The organism is Bradyrhizobium sp. (assembly GCF_035652035.1).
In the GTDB taxonomy this organism is placed as follows: domain Bacteria; phylum Pseudomonadota; class Alphaproteobacteria; order Rhizobiales; family Xanthobacteraceae; genus Bradyrhizobium.
Map to the genome: position 1 here is coordinate 16005 of NZ_DASREO010000050.1, position 16820 is coordinate 32824.

Below are 16820 nucleotides of genomic sequence, written 5' to 3' on the forward strand. Positions count from 1 at the left end.
ACAAAATGATCCGGTGGATGAATGTGGACTTCGACGTCTCATCGCTTGATAGCGCGTTCGCTTTTGCTGAAGATAACCACGCATAGGGCTTGGGGTGCGGCGCCATGATGTGGAAAAAGGAACGCGATCTTCTGATTGCGCAAACCATGGCGTTTGTGCAGTCGGTTGCCGGAAAGACCGGAGATGCCCGTCACGCCTTTGAAGGTCGCCTTCCGCCGGTGTCGCAGGTTCAGCCTTCCGCAGCGGAACGTCCCGCCGACGTCCTTCCTCCCCGCCTCACGCCGATCAAGCACAGCGACCTGCGCGACGAAATCGGCCGAAGGGTTGCGACCTTCCGCGCCCGCCAGCAGGCGTTCAATCGCGAGCGCGACGAATATTGCAACGCGATGATGGCAAAGGCTCGCGCTGCGAGCGAGCGCGCCGCGAAAGACCGCGACAACTAGTGTCCCGGTTCTGACAGCAGATGATCTTCCGGCTTCGTCGGCGCGGCAAAAATGACTTGCCTGCCGAAGTTTTCGCAGCGCAAAATCGGATCGCCCGACCATGTGTGCGGGGGCAAACCGATGGAGCAGGATCATGACAGAACTTAACCGGAGAGGTCTCTTGGGAGCAGGCTCGGCCATGCTCGCGTTCGCGGCATTCGCCAACAAGACCGCCTTGGCGGCCGGATCTCCGGGACTGACCACCCACGTGCTTGACACGGCGAACGGCAAGCCAGGCGAGGGCATCAAGATCGAATTCAGCGAGCTTGTCGGCGACACCTACAAGCTGCTTACGACGGTTCACACCAATGCGGACGGTCGCAATGCCGAGCCGCTGCTGACGCCGGAGACCATGAAGACCGGAAAATTCCAGCTGGTGTTCTATGTCGGCGAATACTTCGCCAAGCTTGGCACCCAGCTGCCGAACCCGCCCTTCCTGGAGAAGGCCGTCATCCAGTTCGGCATGGCCGACGCCAAGGCGCATTATCACGTGCCGATCCTGGTTGCACCCTGGAGCTACACGACCTATCGCGGCAGCTAATTCTGTCCGCGTCCAGCGAAAGGACGTCGAAAATGACTGCTCGCATCCTGCATGCCGTTTCGCTGGCTTTGGTCCTGCTGCTCGCCCCGGCCTCGATCGCCAATGCGGCCGCCGGCCCGGTCGACATGGCGCCGATCAATGCGATGGATCGCGCCGCCTTCGTCGTGAAGTTCGGCGCGATCTTCGAGAAATCGCCATGGGTTGCCGAGAAGGCCTGGGAGAAGCGACCGTTCGCCAACCTCGACGACATGCATGCTGCGATGGTTGCCGTGGCGAAAAACGCCACGGCCGAGCAGCAGCTTGCCTTGTTGCAAAGCCATCCTGATCTGGCCGGCAAGGAAGCCCAGGCGGGCACGATGACCGCCTCCTCCGTCGCCGAACAGGCGAGCGCCGGATTAAATTCCTTGTCTGCCGCCGAATTGGCGGAGTTGACGCACCTCAACGCGGCCTACAAGGCAAAGTTTGGATTTCCCTTCATCATCGCGGTGCGGATGCACACCAAGGAAGGGATCTTCTCCGAGTTCAGGCGTCGGCTGCAAAACGACACGCAAGCCGAATTCGCCAACGACTTGCAGAACGTCTACATCATCACGCGATTGCGGCTGAACAAACTGCTCAATGCAAGCTGACCCGCGGCGATCGTCACCACCAGTGGCTCGCCGCGTTCTGCGCCTCGCCGGCTTCGGCCTCCGCCTTCATTGCCCTGCGAAATCCGTCGCGCGTTTGCAATCGCTGCCAATAGGCCGCAACCGCCGGGCCGAAATCCTTGGCTAGACCGATACGCTCAGCCACCAGCAGCGCATATCCCACCGAAATATCAGCAACCGTAAACCTGCCCGCACACAACGTCTCGCTTGCGGCCACCGCAGCTTCAACCGCACGCAGTCTCGCAAGGAACCATTTCCCATAGTCGGTGACGACCTGCGGATTGCGCCGCGCTTCGGGTTCGAGCTTTCCGTAGCGCAGCACCAGGGTTTGCGGAAAGGTCAGCGTCGCCTCGCCGAAATGCAGCCAGTTGAGCCAGGCGCCGTAATCGCTTTCATCGAGGCCGACCGCAAGCGGCGTCGGACCGTGACGCGTGACGAGGTATTGCACGATCGCCGCCGATTCCGTCATGCGCGTTTCGCCATCGATCAGAAGCGGAATGGTGCCGAGCGGATTGAGAGCGAGGTAGTCCTTCGCAAGTGCGCGCGGCGGAAACGGCAGCATCTTCAGGTCATAGGGAAGGTCGAGTTCTTCCAGCGCCCAAAGCGGGCGAAACGAGCGCGCCGCCGTGCAGTGATAGAGCGTGATCACGCCGCACCATCCTTCTCCGGCTCGCCCTGGAAAAACAGGGCGTATGGCTCGTCGGTCGTGCGCCGCAAATGCTCCCGATAGAGCGCGTAGTTGCGGTCGGCCGATGAAATACGGCCCATGGTCGGATTCGGGATCGTCCTGATCGGCAAGAACACGATCGGAGCCGCGACCGGCGTCAACAGCGCACCGCGTCCAGCCAGCAGCGTCGTGATGATTCCGTACATTTCGCCGGTGATCCTTGGACGCGACACCGTGATAAGGCGATGCTGGCCATGCCGGTTGGTCACGAGATAGACATGACCGGACTGGTTGGGAACCGCGACTTCGCCGAACTGGGAATAATCGGCATCCAGCCGTTCACCTTCGCGAAAAACAAGGCACGAGGCGGACGGATCCCAGCTGAAGTCGGTGTGGTAGGCGTAGATCGCGCCCTTGGCGCCGAAGGACGGGCGCAAAGTGATATAGACGCCCTCGAGCCAGGCCACCGAGCGGCGTGAATAGGCGCCAAGTCCGTCCGGCGAAATATCGCCGTTCACCGCGGGCGCCGGCGATATCTCCACGCCCTTGCGCAGCGAGACGCCAAGCGCCTCCTCCAGGCGGACCATCGTTGCTAGGGTGAACGGGCGGCGGCCACCCAGCACCTTCTCGAGCGTCGAAAGGCTGAGCTTGGCTTGTTCGGCCAGCGTTTGCCGCGAAATCCGGCGTCGCGCGATCTCTTCCCGGATCATTTCGGCCACATGCTGGCTCTGCTCCGGCGAAAGCTGCTTGTCCGGTGTCGGCATTTCACCCCTCCTGCGCGGGGCAGTCTAGCAGACGTACATTTCATCACAAATCCGCACAGAGCCGCCATGGCCGCGGCGCGAGGCAACGGGGGGCGGCTGAAGATTGCTGATCATTCTGCTCGCGGCGATGCGCCCTGCCTCGCACAAATGCGGCACGGCAAAATGCCGCCGGGAGCAAACCAAATGACGATCAGCGACGAAGTTGAGAACTGCGAAAAACCCAACCTGTGGAGCTTCGGCAGATCGGCCCTGGCCGGGACCATCAAGCTGCTGGTCTTCCTGCTGATCCAGACCGTCGCCATCCTGCTGGTCGGGATCATGGCCTTGTTTGTGAGCTTCGAGCCGGCATGGTCAGCGGAAGGCCCCCTCGCCGCGCTCGTCAAGCCGAGCGACGCCCGATCGGGCTCGCTGCTACTGAAAACGAACGACGACGGTTACACCGAGGCGGTGCGGCTCGGCATCGACGTCGAACTCACCGTTTCCGGTCCGACGGTCCGCGCCCGGGTCACGCAGATCTTCAAGAACCCGACCCAGGACTGGGTTGAGGCAACTTATGTCTATCCACTGCCCTCGGGCGACGCCGTCGACACCCTGAAAATAGTGGTCGGAGACCGCGTCGTGGTCGGCGAAATCAAGGAGCGGCAGCAGGCGCGCCAAGTTTATGAACAGGCGCGGCGGGACGGAAAAAAGGCCGCGCTGACCGAACAGGAGCGGCCGAACATTTTCACCAATTCGGTCGCCAATATCGGCCCCGGCGAAACGGTGCTGGTGCAGATCGAATATCAGGAGCCGGTACAGCAGTCTGGCGACGAGTTTTCGCTGCGCGTCCCGATGGTGGTCGGCCCGCGCTATAACCCGCAGCCGCTCGTGCAAAGCGTTGACCTGCGGCCCGGCAGCAACGGTTGGGGCGCGGCCTCGAACGATCCGGTGCCGGACCGCAACCGCATCTCGCCGCCCGTGCTCGACCCCGCCACCAACGGCCCGGTCAATCCGACCGCCATCACCGTCCATCTGCAAGCCGGCTTTCCGCTCGGCGAGGTGAAGTCGCACCATCACGAGGTCAAGGTCGAGAACCCCGACAGCGCGACACGCATCATCAGGCTCGCCGACCGCGTCGTCCCCGCCGATCGCGACTTCGAACTGACCTGGAAGCCTGCGGCCAAAACAGCGCCGTCCGTCGGCCTGTTCCGCGAGCATGTCGGCGATGCCGATTATCTTCTGGCTTACGTCACGCCGCCCTCGATCGAACCGGCCGAGCAAAAGCCGTTGCCGCGCGACGTGGTCTTCGTGATCGACAATTCCGGCTCGATGGGCGGCACCTCGATCATCCAGGCCAAGGCCAGCCTTATCTACGCGCTCGGGCGCTTGCAGCCGAACGATCGCTTCAACGTGATCCGGTTCGATCACACCATGGATGTGCTGTTTCCGGATTCCGTGCCGGCCGACAAGGACCACCTCAGCCGCGCCGTCTCGTTCGTCAACGCGCTCCAGGCCGCGGGCGGCACCGAGATGGTGCCGGCGATGCGCGCGGCGCTGAGCGATCGCGCCACCGGCGAGGCGGATCGCGTCCGTCAGGTCGTGTTCCTGACCGACGGGGCCATCGGCAACGAGCAGCAATTGTTCGATACCATCTCGGAAATGCGCGGCCGCTCGCGCGTGTTCATGGTCGGGATCGGTTCGGCGCCGAACACCTTCCTGATGACGCGCGCCGCCGAACTCGGCCGCGGCGCTTTCACCCATATCGGCTCGGTCGAACAGGTCGAGGAGCGCATGCGCGGCCTGTTCGCCAAGCTTGAAAATCCCGCAGTGACCGGCCTCGCCGCGAAGTTCTCGGACGCAAAGGCCGATCTGACGCCGGCGGTGCTTCCAGACTTGTACCGCGGCGAGCCTCTCGTGCTGGCCGCAAAGCTCGACAAGCTTGCGGGTTCTGTGGAGATCAAGGGCCGCATCGGTGACCGGCCCTGGGTCGTCAAGTTGCCGCTTGCGGGCGCCGCCGAAGGCAAGGGCCTGTCAAAGCTCTGGGCGCGCCGCAAGATCGCGGACGCCGAAGTCGCCCGCACCCTGCGGCAGAGCGCGCCGGAAGACGCCGACAAGATCATCCTGTCGCTCGCGCTCGAACATCAGCTGGTGACGCGGTTGACCAGCCTGGTCGCGGTCGACAAGACACCGAGTCGTCCCACTGGGGCGAAGCTCACGCTGGCCGAGCTTCCGATCAACCTGCCCGCGGGTTGGGATTTCGAGAAGGTCTTTGGCGAACGACCGACGCCGCTCGCTCCGCCGGCGGAACGTCGCACGAACACGAACGACCCGCATCTGTTGCCGATCTCGGCAAAGCGGTCCCTGATCCCGGCATCCGCAGCCGTGAACACCGTCACGCTGCCGAAGACAGCGACCGATGCCGAGCTGAAGATGATCGCGGGCTCGATCCTGCTCATGCTCGGCCTTGTCTTTCTGGTGTTCAACCGGCGTCGGACACTTGCTCACTGACGCCGGGTGAAAGGAGGGGTCGCCCCACGCCTCCTTCAAAGCGCGCGGCTTCTTTCCCCAGGAGCCGCGCGCAACTCTCTTCCAGATGACAATGGGAAAGCTTTGATGATCCGCTTTGGCCCGTTCGTTCTCCTGACTGCCGGGCTCGTGCTGTTCGGTCAGGGCGCTTACATCCACGCAAAGGCGGTGGTGGCGCAGATCCTGCTGCGACGGGCCTTCGACCAGACCATCGCCACTGGTCACGAGGTCAAACCGTGGTCATGGGCCGACACATGGCCGATTGCGCGCATCGAGATCAGGCGGTTGCATGCGCAGACAATCGTGCTCGCCGGCACCAGCGGACAGGCGCTGGCTTTCGGCCCCGGCCATGTCGAGCTCACGCCCAATGCGGGCGAACGCGGCGTCGCCGTCTATTCCGCGCATCGCGACACTCATTTTCGTTTCTTGAAGGACGCCGTGGTCGGCGACGAAATCGATGTGACGCGACATGACGGCCAGACGTTCCGCTACCGCGTCGACGGATCGTCCGTCGTCCGCTTCGACGCCTCGGGTATCGATCCTCTCGGGGACAAATACGAGCTGGTGTTGTCGACATGCTGGCCGTTCGATGCCGTCACCTCCGGGCCGGACCGCTATGTCCTGCACGCCACGATGATCCCGTCAGCCTTGGCAAGCACGCATCCTTGAACGAAATCCAATGTCGGCCACGTTTCATCGGCCAGGCGGTAACCCTTGTTGATGCCCGCCTGGCCAATATGTGAGATAAAGAGGCGAACGAGGCCGGACCATCCGCGATGGGACATCAAGTCCACTACCTGCCGCTGACACCTGCGCTGTTTTCCCTGCTGGTGCTTGTGTTCGTGGTGCTGATCATCCTGATTCAGCTCCGCATTCTTCGTTACGCCTATATGAAGCTTGGCGTTGGGCCCGGGGCCGCGATGCTTCTGCTGTTCGGCTCGCTGATCGGTAGCTATTTCAACATTCCGATCACGGTCCTGCCGGGACAGTCGATGACATCAGGCGAAGTCGTCGAGTTCTTCGGGATGCAATATGTCGTGCCGGTGGTGCAGCAATGGCCAGGCACGGTGCTGGCGGTCAATGTCGGCGGCGCGGTGATCCCGACGGTGATGTCGGCCTATCTCATGTTCCGCTACCAGCTCTGGGGCCGGGCGGCGATTGCCGTCGTCGCCATCGCCCTCATCATCCATCTGATGGCAACCCCGGTGCATGGGCTTGGCATCGCGGTGCCCGTCTTCGTGCCGGTTATCGCGACCGCGATCCTCGCCTTTATCCTGTCGCGCGAATACGCCGCTCCGCTCGCCTATATCGGCGGCTCGATGGGGACATTGATCGGCGCGGATCTCTCCAATCTCGACAAGATCGGCGGCCTCGGCGCGCCGGTCGCCTCCATCGGCGGCGCCGGAACGTTCGACGGCATCTTCCTCACCGGCATTTTGGCGGTTCTGCTGGCCGGGATCGTCTCGCCATCGCGCCCGCGCCCAGCCTGGTAGTCGGGGCTGCATGCGCGTAGCGCGAGTTGCCACGTCAGCCGACTGCCAATAATAAGAAATCAAAATGCCCCGGAAGGGGTGAAGCACTTGCGGGAAGCGATCAGGGATGACGGCCAGGGCCATGGACGCGCGGTCAGAACACGCGGCATCGAAAAAGTGGTCGCCGCCGCCGAGTGCCAGCCGCGCCGTTCAGCAAATCCACGCCATGCTGCACCCGCGCAATATCGTCGTGGTCGGAGCGACGGATAAGCCCGGCAACTACGCCGAGCGTATCTGGAACAACCTGATCAAGTACAAATTCGAAGGCGGCCTCTACCCGGTCAACAGCAAGCGCGAAACCATCTGGGGCGTGCCGTGCTATCCCGATTTCGCAAGCCTGCCCGACAAGCCGGATCATGTTCTCGTCATGGTGCCGGCTCGCTTTGCGGTTCAGGTGATCCGCGATGCGGCAGCAGCCGGCGCACGTTCGGCGACGATCGTAACCTCCGGCTTCAGTGAGTTGCAGGACGAGCAAAGTCAAAGGCTCGCCGTCGAACTGCAACAGGCGATCCGCGAAACCGGACTTGCCGTCACCGGTCCGAACTGCCTCGGCAATTTGAGCGCGGGTGAAAACCTCTTCACCAATATCGACGACCGCGTCGTCACCATGGAGGCGGGTCCGGTTGCGATCGCCGGTCAGTCCGGCGCGATCGTGATGGCGATCCGCCAGGCGCTGGAGGATCGCGGCGTCGGCGTCGGCTACATGGTCACGACGGGCAACGAGGCGGGCCTCGAGACGACCGACCTGATCAACTACTTCGCAGTCGATCCACAGATCCGCGTCATCGTGGTCTACCTCGAAGGCGTCCGCAACACCAAGGCGTTCCGCGACGCCTGCAAGGCCGCGCGCGCGGCCGGCAAGCCGGTCATCGCGATCAAACTCGGTGCGTCCGAAGGCGGCCGGGCGGCGGCAATGGCGCACACCGGCGCTCTTGCCGGCTCGATCGAAAGTTTTGATGCGATCTCCTCCCGCGAAGGCGTGATCCGTGCCCACGGCCTCGATGAACTGATCGAGACGACTGAATGCTTCGTCCATGCCGCCTCACCCAAAGGCTCGCGGTTGGCCGCTGTATCGTTGTCAGGCGGCAAGCGCGGGCTCTTGATCGATGCGTTCACCTCCGCCGGTCTGGATTTCGCTCCGCTCAGCCAGAGCGCCAGCGATAAGCTCGCCAAGATGCTCGGACCCGGGTCGATCGTCGGCAACCCGCTCGATGCCGGCTTTGCCGCCGTCGTCGACCCATCGGTCTACATGCAGTCGATCAAGATCATGATCGACGATCCCGACACCGATATCGTCATCATCGACTCTGAACTGCCGAAGGCGCCGCATGAACTGCGCGAACGCAATCTGCGCCGCGTCAACGAGATGGCGGCAAGCGCCCACAAGCCGGTGATCTATATCTCGACGATGTCGATCGGCTTTACCGAGTTCACCAAAAGCCTGCGGCAATCGCTGCCGGATATTGCTGTCATGCAAGGCCTCGACCGCGCAGTGGGTGCGATCAAAGCGCTGATCGACTATGCGCGCTTGCCCAAGGACATTCCGGACATCGCATCAAGTTCGAGCGCATCGGCGCGCGCGGCGCTGGAGCGCGCCTTGAAAGCAGCGAACGGCGCGGCAGCACTCGACGAAGTCGCGTCGAAGAAATTGCTCAGCGCTTACGGCATTCCGGTATCGAAGGAAGCGATCGCGCAGACTTCGGCCGAAGCGGCGAAGATTGCGAAGAAGATCGGCTTTCCCGTCGTCGCCAAGGTCGTCAGCGCGGACATCCTGCACAAATCCGACGTCGGCGGCGTCGTGCTCAACCTCAACAGCTCAGCCGAGGTGAAAAAGGCCTTCGACCAGATCACGGCGCGGGTGAAGAAGCTGAAGAACAAGCCGAAGCTCGACGGCATCCTGATCGCGCAGCAGGTCAAGGCCGACCTCGAACTCGTCGTCGGCACCGCGCTCGATGCCGAGATGGGTCCGGTCGTGCTGTTCGGCACCGGCGGCGTCGAGATCGAATTGATCAAGGATGTTGCGCTGGCTGGCGCACCGCTCGATGCGCTTGAGGCAAAGAAGCTGATCGGCCGCACCAAGGCTGGCGTCAAACTTCGCGGCTATCGCGGCAAGCCGGCGCTGCATGAGGCGTCCGTCGTGAAGGCGCTCGTCGGCCTGTCCAACCTGATGATGGACGCCGGCAACCGCATTGCCTCGATCGACGTCAATCCGTTTCTGGTCAACGGCAAGACCGGCGTTGCGGTCGACGGCCTGATCGTTTTTAATAATGCGGCCGCGAAGGGTGCAAGCGGCCACTGATAAATTTAAAGGGGGGGAACCAATGCGAGTTGCATTAGCCGCGATCGCCATGATCGGCATGGCCGCCAGCGGCGTTTCGACCGCGCAGACGCAATCGCCCGCTCCTGCTTCGACATCCGCAGCCTCGTTCCCGGCATGGGCGTATCCGTGGGCGCCGGATTTCAAGGTCGCACCCGCCGACGACCTTCCGCAGCACGTTCCCGACAGCAACCAGAGCTTCACGATTGCGCAAGAGCGTAACTTGTTTTTCGTGCCCGATTGGCATCCCGAGGATCATCCGCCGATGCCAGACGTGGTGGCGCATGGCCGCACGCCTGACGTGCGCGCCTGCGGGTCGTGTCATCGCGCGGAAGGCACCGGCGGGCCGGAAAACGCGAGCCTCGCCGGCCTGCCCGCGGCCTACATCGTCCAGCAGATCGAGGATTACAAAAGCGGAGCGCGGAAATTCGCAGGTCCCCAGCGCAGCCCGAGCGTCACGATGACGGCGATCGCCAAGGCCAGCAACGAGGATGAGATCAAGGCCGCCGCGGCTTATTTTTCCTCGCTCAAGCCGAAGGCGAATATCAAGGTGGTCGAGGCCGACACGGTCCCGGTGGCGCAAATCGCGCGCGTGTTCTACATGCTGGTGAAGGACGGCGGCACTGAGCCGATCGGACAGCGCATCGTCGAGACGCCGGTCGATGCCGTGCAGTTCGAGCACCGCGATACGCGCTCGCAGTTCATCGCCTATGTGCCGAAAGGCAGCATCGCCAAGGGCGAGGCCCTGGTCAAAACCGGTGGTGCCGGCACCACCACACCATGCGGCATCTGCCACGGTCCGGACCTGAAGGGCGTCGCCTCGATTCCCGGAATTGCCGGGCGATCGCCGAGCTATCTGGTCCGCCAGCTCTATGATTTCCAGCAGCGTGCGCGCGCAGGAAGCGCCGGCGCGCTGATGGCGCCCGTGGTCGAAAAGCTCTCGCATGACGATATGATTTCGCTCGCCGCCTACGTTGCGTCGCTCTCGCCTTAGCGCCATTTCGCCGCACCGCTCGATGACATGATCGCTGACATGGCTGCTGGAAAGCCTTCGATCGAAGGGCTTTCCGGGAACGCCGGGCCAGCCGATTGGCCCCGGGAAATCGTCATCTAAACAACGATTTGGCTGTTAACCCCGTTCCGTCGGGCGGCTCGCGCCCAGCCCTACGCCGAAGGTTGCAGGATTTTTGCCGGCCTTGGTCGTTGGCAAGGTCGCAGCAGAAAGTTACGCTCCCGTTCCAAAGGCATCGAAGAATGCCTGACTTCAAGGCATTAAACGTTGTCGGGGAGGATAGCATGGGTACAGCGCGACGATCCTGGCCGGTCGACCGGCGGACTATTCTGCGGACAGGCGCGGCGCTTGCCGCTGCGCAATTTACATCACCTTTCATCATCACAGCGCGAGGCGAAACGCCAGTACGGATCGGATTGGTCGATCCGCTCACCGGCGTTTATGCCGCGATCGCGCAAGGCGAACTGGTCGGCGCAAAATTCGCCACCGAAGAACTCAACAAGAAGGGCGGCATCATGGGCCGGCCGGTCGAACTCCTCGTCGAGGATTCGGCCAATGACGTCGGCACCGGCGTCCAGAAAACACGAAAGCTGATCGAGCGCGACCAGGTCAGCTTCATTATCGGTGACGTGAATTCCGGCATCGCGATCGCGATGGCGCAAGTCACCAGCGAGAAGAAGATCCTGCACATCGTATCCGGTGGCCACACCGATCCGATCACTGGGACCAACTGCTCCTGGAACGTATTTCGCGTCTGCAATTCCACCGCCATGGACGCCAACGCGATTGCTTCCACCCTGATCGAAAAGTTTGGCAAGCGCTGGTATTTCCTGACGCCGGACTACGCTTACGGGCACTCCGTGCAGGCCGGCTTTGAAAAACTGTTGAAGGCGGCAGGTGGCACATCGGCCGCATCACTCGTGCCGCTCGGCACGCCCGATTATTCGGCCTATCTGATCCAGGCCAAGGCCTACGCGCCACAGGTCTTGATCAACGTCATGGGCGGCGGCGACCAGGTCTCGAGCCTCAAGCAATTCGTCCAGTTCGGCCTCGACAAGCAGATGGCGGTCGGCGGTACCTTGTTCGAACTGGAGAGCATCCGCGCCGTGCCGGACGGCGCGCGCGTCGGATGGTGGACCATGGAATGGTGGTGGGACCAGCCGGGCGTGCCGCATGTCGCGGAGTTCAACGCGTCGATGAAAAAGATCACCGGCGCTTCGGCGACGGCGCGCAACTGGTTCGGCTATGCCTCGGTGCAGACGCTCGCCGCCATCGCCAACCAGGAAAAGACGCTGGATTCCTTAAAGCTCTCCAGGGCGCTCTCGGGATTCAAGCTTCCGCCGGAAATCGCGCTTCAGCCCGGCGCGCCGGCGTTCCGCGACGGCGACCACGAACTCATGAGCACCGTCTTTGTCGGCGAAGCCCACCCGCCAAAGGGCGACCCCGACAACATGTTCACCGTGAAAAACCCCGTACCCGGCGAGAAAGCGGCGGGCCCCGTTGAAGCCACCGGCTGCAAGATGCAGTGGCCGGCCTGAGATCAACTTTTAAAAGCGCAACGATCGCGGCTGAGACCATCGAGGTGTCAGCCGCGAAAACACAAAAACAGCAATAATCGGGAGAAGCCTTTATGAGTTCGCAGACTTTCAGCCACAGATTTGACCGGCGCACCCTGATGAAGGGCGCGGCCGCCTTGGGCGCCTTACAGGTCACCTCACCCTTTATCATTCAGGCCCGCGGTGAAACGCCGATCCGCATCGGGATGGTGGATCCTCTGACGGGCGTCTATGCCGCGCCTGCCGGCAATGAGGTGATGGGCGCGAAGCTTGCGGTCGAGCAGATCAACGCAAAGGGCGGCATACTGGGCCGTCAGGTCGAACTGCTTGTCGAGGATTCCGCCAACGATGTCGGCACCGGCGTGCAAAAGTGCCGCAAGCTGATCGAACGCGATCAGGTCAGCTTCATGATTGGCGACGTCAATTCGGGCATCGCTGCCGCGATCGCCCAGGTCACCAACGAAAAGAAGGTCCTGCACATTGTCTCTGGCGGTCATACCGATTCGATCACCGGAAAGGATTGCAAATGGAACGTGTTCCGCGTCTGCAACACGACGCGAATGGAGGCCAATTCGGTTTCCGACGTGCTGTTCAAGAAGTACGGCAAGAAATGGCACTTCATCACGCCGGACTATGCGTTTGGCCACACGCTGTTTGACGCCTGTACCGCCGATCTCAAGAAGCTCGGCGGCACCGTCACCGGCAATGAACTGACCCCGCTCGGCACCACCGATTTTTCCGCCTATCTGATCAAGGCCCGTGCCGCAAATCCGGACGTGCTGCTCCTCTTGGTGCAGGGTTCCGACATGATCAACTGCCTCAAGCAGATCGTGCAGTTCGGCCTCGACAAGCAAATCCACGTCGCCGGCACCCAGCAGGAGCTGGAGTCGCTTGCCGGCCTTCCGCCGGAAGCGCGCATCGGCGTGTGGATGTTCGAATGGTACTGGAAGCAGCCTGGCGTTCCCGGCGTGGACAAATTCGTCGCCGATATCCGCAAGGTGAATAGCGGCCACGTGCCGACCGCGCGGCATTGGTTCGGTTACGTGTCAGCCATGAGCTTTGCCCTGGTCGCGAACAAGGAGAAGACGCTCGACGCGATCAAGCTAGCAGGCGCGCTTGAGGACTTCGAGCTGCCTGACGACGTCAAGCTGCAACCGAACAAGGTGTATTACCGCAAGGGCGACCATCAACTGATGACATCGGCCTTCGTCGGCGAGGCGCAGTCAAAAGGCAAAGACGATCCGGAAGATCTCTATCGCGTCGACGAGGTGGTCCCCGGCGACAAGACTGCGCCGGCCGTCAGCGACACCGGCTGCACGGTGCAGTGGCCGACTTGATATTGGACGAAAGGCCGACCTCTGACATGATCCGGGAGCAGCATCTCCCGGATCAACCACGTAAAGAGATTTCCTTCCTGGTGAATTATGACGCAACTGCTTCTCTTCAACATCACCAACGGGCTCATCATCGGCGCGTTTTACGTGCTGATGGCGCTCGGCCTTTCGCTCATCCTCAATCTCAGCAACGTCATCAATTTTGCTCATGGCGGTTTTCTCGTCATCGGCGGCTACATTGCCTATACGATCACGCCCTATATCGGCTTTTGGGGCGCGCTCGTGGTGGCGCCGCCTCTAACCGCAATCGTCGGGCTGATCATCGAGCGCGTGTTGATCCGTCCGCTTTACGGGCGTGATCCGCTCTACAGCCTGCTCTTGACCTTCGGCCTTGCTTTCATGATCGAGGACGGCACGCGCTTCATCTGGGGGCCGCAAGGCAAGCCGGTCACCATTCCGCCCTTTCTGTCGCAGCCGCTGAGCAACGACTTCTTCTTCATCACCGGCTACCGCCTGTTCATGGTGGGCATGGTGATGGTCGCGGTGGCGCTGCTGTTCGTGTTGCTCCGCTACACACGGCTCGGCGTTCGCATTCGCGCAGGCACGCTGGATCTCGAAACCGTCGCCGCACTTGGCATCAACGTGCAGATGCTGCGTTCGCTTAATTTCGCAGTTGGCATCTTCCTCGCAGGCCTGAGCGGCGTGCTTGCCGCCGGGCAATTGGGGCTTGAACCCACCATGGGCACCGGGCTCCTGATGCCGAGCTTCATCGCGATCATCGTCGGCGGCATCGGCAGCCTCCCCGGAACACTGGCCGGTGGCCTCCTGATCGGCGTCGCTTCAGGACTGACGGCCGTCTTTTATCCGGCCGCCAGCGAGGCGGTCATCTACGTGCTGATGGCGGTGGTGCTGCTGCTGCGTCCGCGCGGGTTGTTCGGCGAAGAAGGAATGATGACTTGACCGCCCAACAACAGACCCGCAAGCTGATCGTCCTCGCCGCGATCTGGGCAGCGCTGATCCTTGCCCCCTATTGGATGGCGCCGCTCGGCGGCTATACCGCGCTCGCCACTCGCGTGCTCGTGCTGGGCCTCGCGGCCATGTCGGTGAATTTTCTTCTGGGCTTCACCGGCGTTCTCTCCTTCGGCCACGCCGCCTGGTTTGGTCTAGGCGCCTACGGCACCGGCCTCGCGCTGAAATTCCTCACATCCTCTACGCCGCTCGCGCTTGTCCTTGGCATGCTGCTGGGCGGGGTTTGCGGTGCCATTCTCGGCACATTGATCGTACGGCGGCGCGGCGTCTATTTCGCGATGGTGACGATCGCCTTTGGCCAGGTGTTCTACTACATCGCCTTTCAGTGGAGCTCGCTCACCGGCGGCGACGACGGATTGCGCGGCTTCTCGCGCCAGCCGATCGATTTCGGACTGCTGAAGCTCGATATCTTGTCGAACGCCAACGCCTTTTACTACTTCGTGCTGTTTTGCTTTGCGCTCGCGGTCGGCGCCATGGGTTTCATCCTGCGTTCGCCGTTCGGCCGCACCATGATCGCAATCCGCGAGAATGAGCGCCGCGCCCGTTTCCTCGGCATTCCGGTTGAGCGGCACATCTGGATCGCCTTTACGCTGTCCTGCTTCTTCATGGGATTTGCCGGCGCCCTCTACGCGCTCGTCAACAATTTCGCCGATCCCCGTGGCCTGCATTACAGCCAGTCTGGCGATTTCGTCATGATGGCGGTGATGGGCGGAATGCGTAACTTCTGGGGACCACTGCTCGGCGCGGCGGTCTTCGTCGTGGTGCAGGATTATCTGTCGAGCGTCACCGTCAACTGGATGTCTTTCCTCGGCCTGCTCTTCATTCTCGTGGTGCTGTTTTTCCCACGCGGGCTCCTGGGCTTTCTTCAGCGGGGCAAGGTATGAGCGTCCAAGGCATGAACGTCCTCGAAATCAACGACGTCACCAAGCGTTTCGGCAATCTGGTCGCGGTGCGCGGCGTTTCGCTCAAAGTTGCCAAGGGCGAGCTGTGCGCCATCATCGGCCCCAACGGCGCCGGCAAGACCACCTTCTTCAACCTGATCAGCGGATTCTTTCCGCCGACGTCCGGCAGCATCATTTTCGACGGCAACGATATCACGCGGCTTTCCACCCATGAACGCGTGGTACGGGGGATGGCGAGAACGTTTCAGATCACCGAAATCTTCCCCGAACTGACCGTTTTCGAAAACGTCCGTACTGCCGCGGAAGTCGCAGGCGGCTATCGCTTGCGCCCCTGGATCAGCCGCGCGGAGAGCCTGAAACTTCACACGCGTGTGGAAGAGACGCTCAAGCTGGTGTCGCTGGAAGCGCGGTCCGACCGCCTGGTCGGCGAACTCTCCCACGGCGACCAGCGCGCCGCCGAAATCGCGATGGCGCTGGCCTTGAATCCGCATCTGCTTCTGCTCGACGAACCCACCGCCGGCATGGGCGATCAGGAAACCTACCAGATCACCCAGTTGATCCGGAGACTGCACCGCGACAGCAACTACACCATCGTGTTGATCGAACACGACATGCGCGTGGTCTTCCATCTTGCCGACCGCATTTGCGTGCTGGACCAGGGCCGGATGCTGGCGCAGGGCACGCCGCAGGAAATCGCCGCCAACGAAACTGTTCAGGCCGCCTATCTCGGAACCGCCGCATGACCGCCGCTCTCACGGCCGAAGGCCTCCACACCTACTACGGCAAAAGCCACATCCTCCACGGGGTCAGCCTCTCGGTTGCGGAGGGCAAGATCACCGCGCTCCTCGGGCGCAACGGTGCCGGCAAGACCACGACGCTGCGGAGCCTGATGGGGCTAACGGCGCCGCGCGAAGGCAAGGTCACGGTGTTCGGGCAGGAGACCACGCGCTGGCCGACATTCCGCATCGCGGAGCTCGGCGTGGGCTATGTGCCGGAAGGCCGGCGCATCTTCGCCAATCTGAGCGTCGAGGAAAACCTCAAGGTGCCTTTGGAGCGCGCCGGTCCCTGGACCATTGCGCGCATCTATCAGCTTTTTCCCCGACTCGAGGAGCGCAAGCTCAACCGCGGCCGCCAGCTATCCGGCGGCGAACAGGAAATGCTGTCGATCGCGCGCGCGCTCTTGCTCAATCCGAAACTGCTGATTCTCGACGAGCCCTCGCAGGGGCTGGCGCCGCTGATCGTGCGCGAGGTGTTTCGCATCGTCCAGCAGATGAAGGCCGAGGGCATTTCGGTGCTGCTGGTCGAACAGAACGCGCGAATGAGCCTTGAAATTGCCGACGACGCCTATGTGCTCGACGACGGCATCGTTGTCTATTCGGGGACGGCGCGCGAACTCGCCGCCGATGATGCGCGCGTCCGCTCGCTGGCCGGAGCCAGCGCCGAAGAATGGACACTTGCATAGGTGTATCGGCCTTTCGCCTGACCCGCTTTGCCCGTACAATTGACCGGAACGCTGGGTCATTCAGCTATCC

Annotated in this window: 16 protein-coding genes; 14 read left to right on the forward strand and 2 right to left on the reverse strand. The window is 62.3% G+C overall.

Features of this window, described 5'->3' with window-relative positions; all coding sequences use genetic code 11:
• Window positions 1-104: 104 nt before the first annotated feature.
• The 3 genes from VFB05_RS14325 (at window position 105) to uraD (ending at window position 1652) form a co-directional block, all read left to right on the forward strand.
• On the forward strand, window positions 105-443 hold the full coding sequence (locus VFB05_RS14325) for a hypothetical protein (protein ID WP_325013380.1): 339 nt from the start codon (window positions 105-107) through the stop codon (window positions 441-443).
• A gap of 178 nt (window positions 444-621) precedes the next feature.
• Window positions 622-1023, forward strand: coding sequence for a hydroxyisourate hydrolase (gene uraH, locus VFB05_RS14330; RefSeq protein ID WP_325013405.1), 402 nt, complete (start codon window positions 622-624; stop codon window positions 1021-1023).
• A 32-nt stretch (window positions 1024-1055) separates the two neighbouring features.
• On the forward strand, window positions 1056-1652 hold the full coding sequence (uraD, locus tag VFB05_RS14335) for a 2-oxo-4-hydroxy-4-carboxy-5-ureidoimidazoline decarboxylase (protein WP_325013381.1): 597 nt from the start codon (window positions 1056-1058) through the stop codon (window positions 1650-1652).
• A gap of 13 nt (window positions 1653-1665) precedes the next feature.
• Here the strand turns inward: uraD and VFB05_RS14340 are convergent, their stop codons facing one another.
• Window positions 1666-2319, reverse strand: coding sequence for a glutathione S-transferase family protein (locus VFB05_RS14340; protein WP_325013382.1), 654 nt, complete (start codon window positions 2317-2319; stop codon window positions 1666-1668).
• Complete coding sequence (locus VFB05_RS14345; RefSeq protein ID WP_325013383.1) at window positions 2316-3101, reverse strand: helix-turn-helix transcriptional regulator; 786 nt, start codon at window positions 3099-3101, stop codon at window positions 2316-2318. The genes VFB05_RS14340 and VFB05_RS14345 overlap by 4 nt, the downstream gene beginning before the upstream one ends.
• A gap of 183 nt (window positions 3102-3284) precedes the next feature.
• Here VFB05_RS14345 and VFB05_RS14350 point away from each other — a divergent pair, with 183 nt between their 5' ends.
• From VFB05_RS14350 to VFB05_RS14400, 11 genes are all read left to right on the forward strand, one after another.
• Window positions 3285-5588: a marine proteobacterial sortase target protein gene (locus tag VFB05_RS14350; protein ID WP_325013384.1), complete on the forward strand. Its 2304-nt coding sequence runs from the start codon at window positions 3285-3287 to the stop codon at window positions 5586-5588.
• A gap of 105 nt (window positions 5589-5693) precedes the next feature.
• Window positions 5694-6275, forward strand: coding sequence for a class GN sortase (locus VFB05_RS14355; protein ID WP_325013385.1), 582 nt, complete (start codon window positions 5694-5696; stop codon window positions 6273-6275).
• Between the two features lie 107 nt (window positions 6276-6382).
• Window positions 6383-7099, forward strand: coding sequence for a DUF1614 domain-containing protein (locus VFB05_RS14360; RefSeq protein WP_325013386.1), 717 nt, complete (start codon window positions 6383-6385; stop codon window positions 7097-7099).
• A 106-nt stretch (window positions 7100-7205) separates the two neighbouring features.
• Window positions 7206-9437 carry an acetate--CoA ligase family protein gene (locus VFB05_RS14365; protein WP_414643200.1) on the forward strand — a complete coding sequence of 744 codons (2232 nt, stop codon included), beginning with the start codon at window positions 7206-7208 and terminating at the stop codon, window positions 9435-9437.
• A gap of 22 nt (window positions 9438-9459) precedes the next feature.
• The gene (locus VFB05_RS14370) at window positions 9460-10449 is read left to right on the forward strand and encodes a c-type cytochrome (RefSeq protein ID WP_325013387.1); all 990 of its coding nucleotides are present in this window, start codon (window positions 9460-9462) and stop codon (window positions 10447-10449) included.
• Window positions 10450-10751: 302 nt separating this feature from the next.
• Window positions 10752-12005 (forward strand): ABC transporter substrate-binding protein, encoded by a 1254-nt coding sequence (locus VFB05_RS14375; RefSeq protein ID WP_325013388.1) that lies wholly within the window; start codon window positions 10752-10754, stop codon window positions 12003-12005.
• A gap of 92 nt (window positions 12006-12097) precedes the next feature.
• Window positions 12098-13360 (forward strand): ABC transporter substrate-binding protein, encoded by a 1263-nt coding sequence (locus VFB05_RS14380; RefSeq protein ID WP_325013389.1) that lies wholly within the window; start codon window positions 12098-12100, stop codon window positions 13358-13360.
• An 87-nt stretch (window positions 13361-13447) separates the two neighbouring features.
• Window positions 13448-14317 carry a branched-chain amino acid ABC transporter permease gene (locus tag VFB05_RS14385; RefSeq protein WP_325013390.1) on the forward strand — a complete coding sequence of 290 codons (870 nt, stop codon included), beginning with the start codon at window positions 13448-13450 and terminating at the stop codon, window positions 14315-14317.
• A complete protein-coding gene (locus VFB05_RS14390) occupies window positions 14314-15270 on the forward strand; it encodes a branched-chain amino acid ABC transporter permease (RefSeq protein ID WP_325013391.1) in 957 nt (318 codons plus the stop codon). The genes VFB05_RS14385 and VFB05_RS14390 overlap by 4 nt, the downstream gene beginning before the upstream one ends.
• An 11-nt stretch (window positions 15271-15281) precedes the next feature.
• Window positions 15282-16031: an ABC transporter ATP-binding protein gene (locus VFB05_RS14395; protein WP_325013392.1), complete on the forward strand. Its 750-nt coding sequence runs from the start codon at window positions 15282-15284 to the stop codon at window positions 16029-16031.
• On the forward strand, window positions 16028-16750 hold the full coding sequence (locus VFB05_RS14400) for an ABC transporter ATP-binding protein (RefSeq protein ID WP_325013393.1): 723 nt from the start codon (window positions 16028-16030) through the stop codon (window positions 16748-16750). The genes VFB05_RS14395 and VFB05_RS14400 overlap by 4 nt, the downstream gene beginning before the upstream one ends.
• Window positions 16751-16820 lie beyond the last annotated feature (70 nt).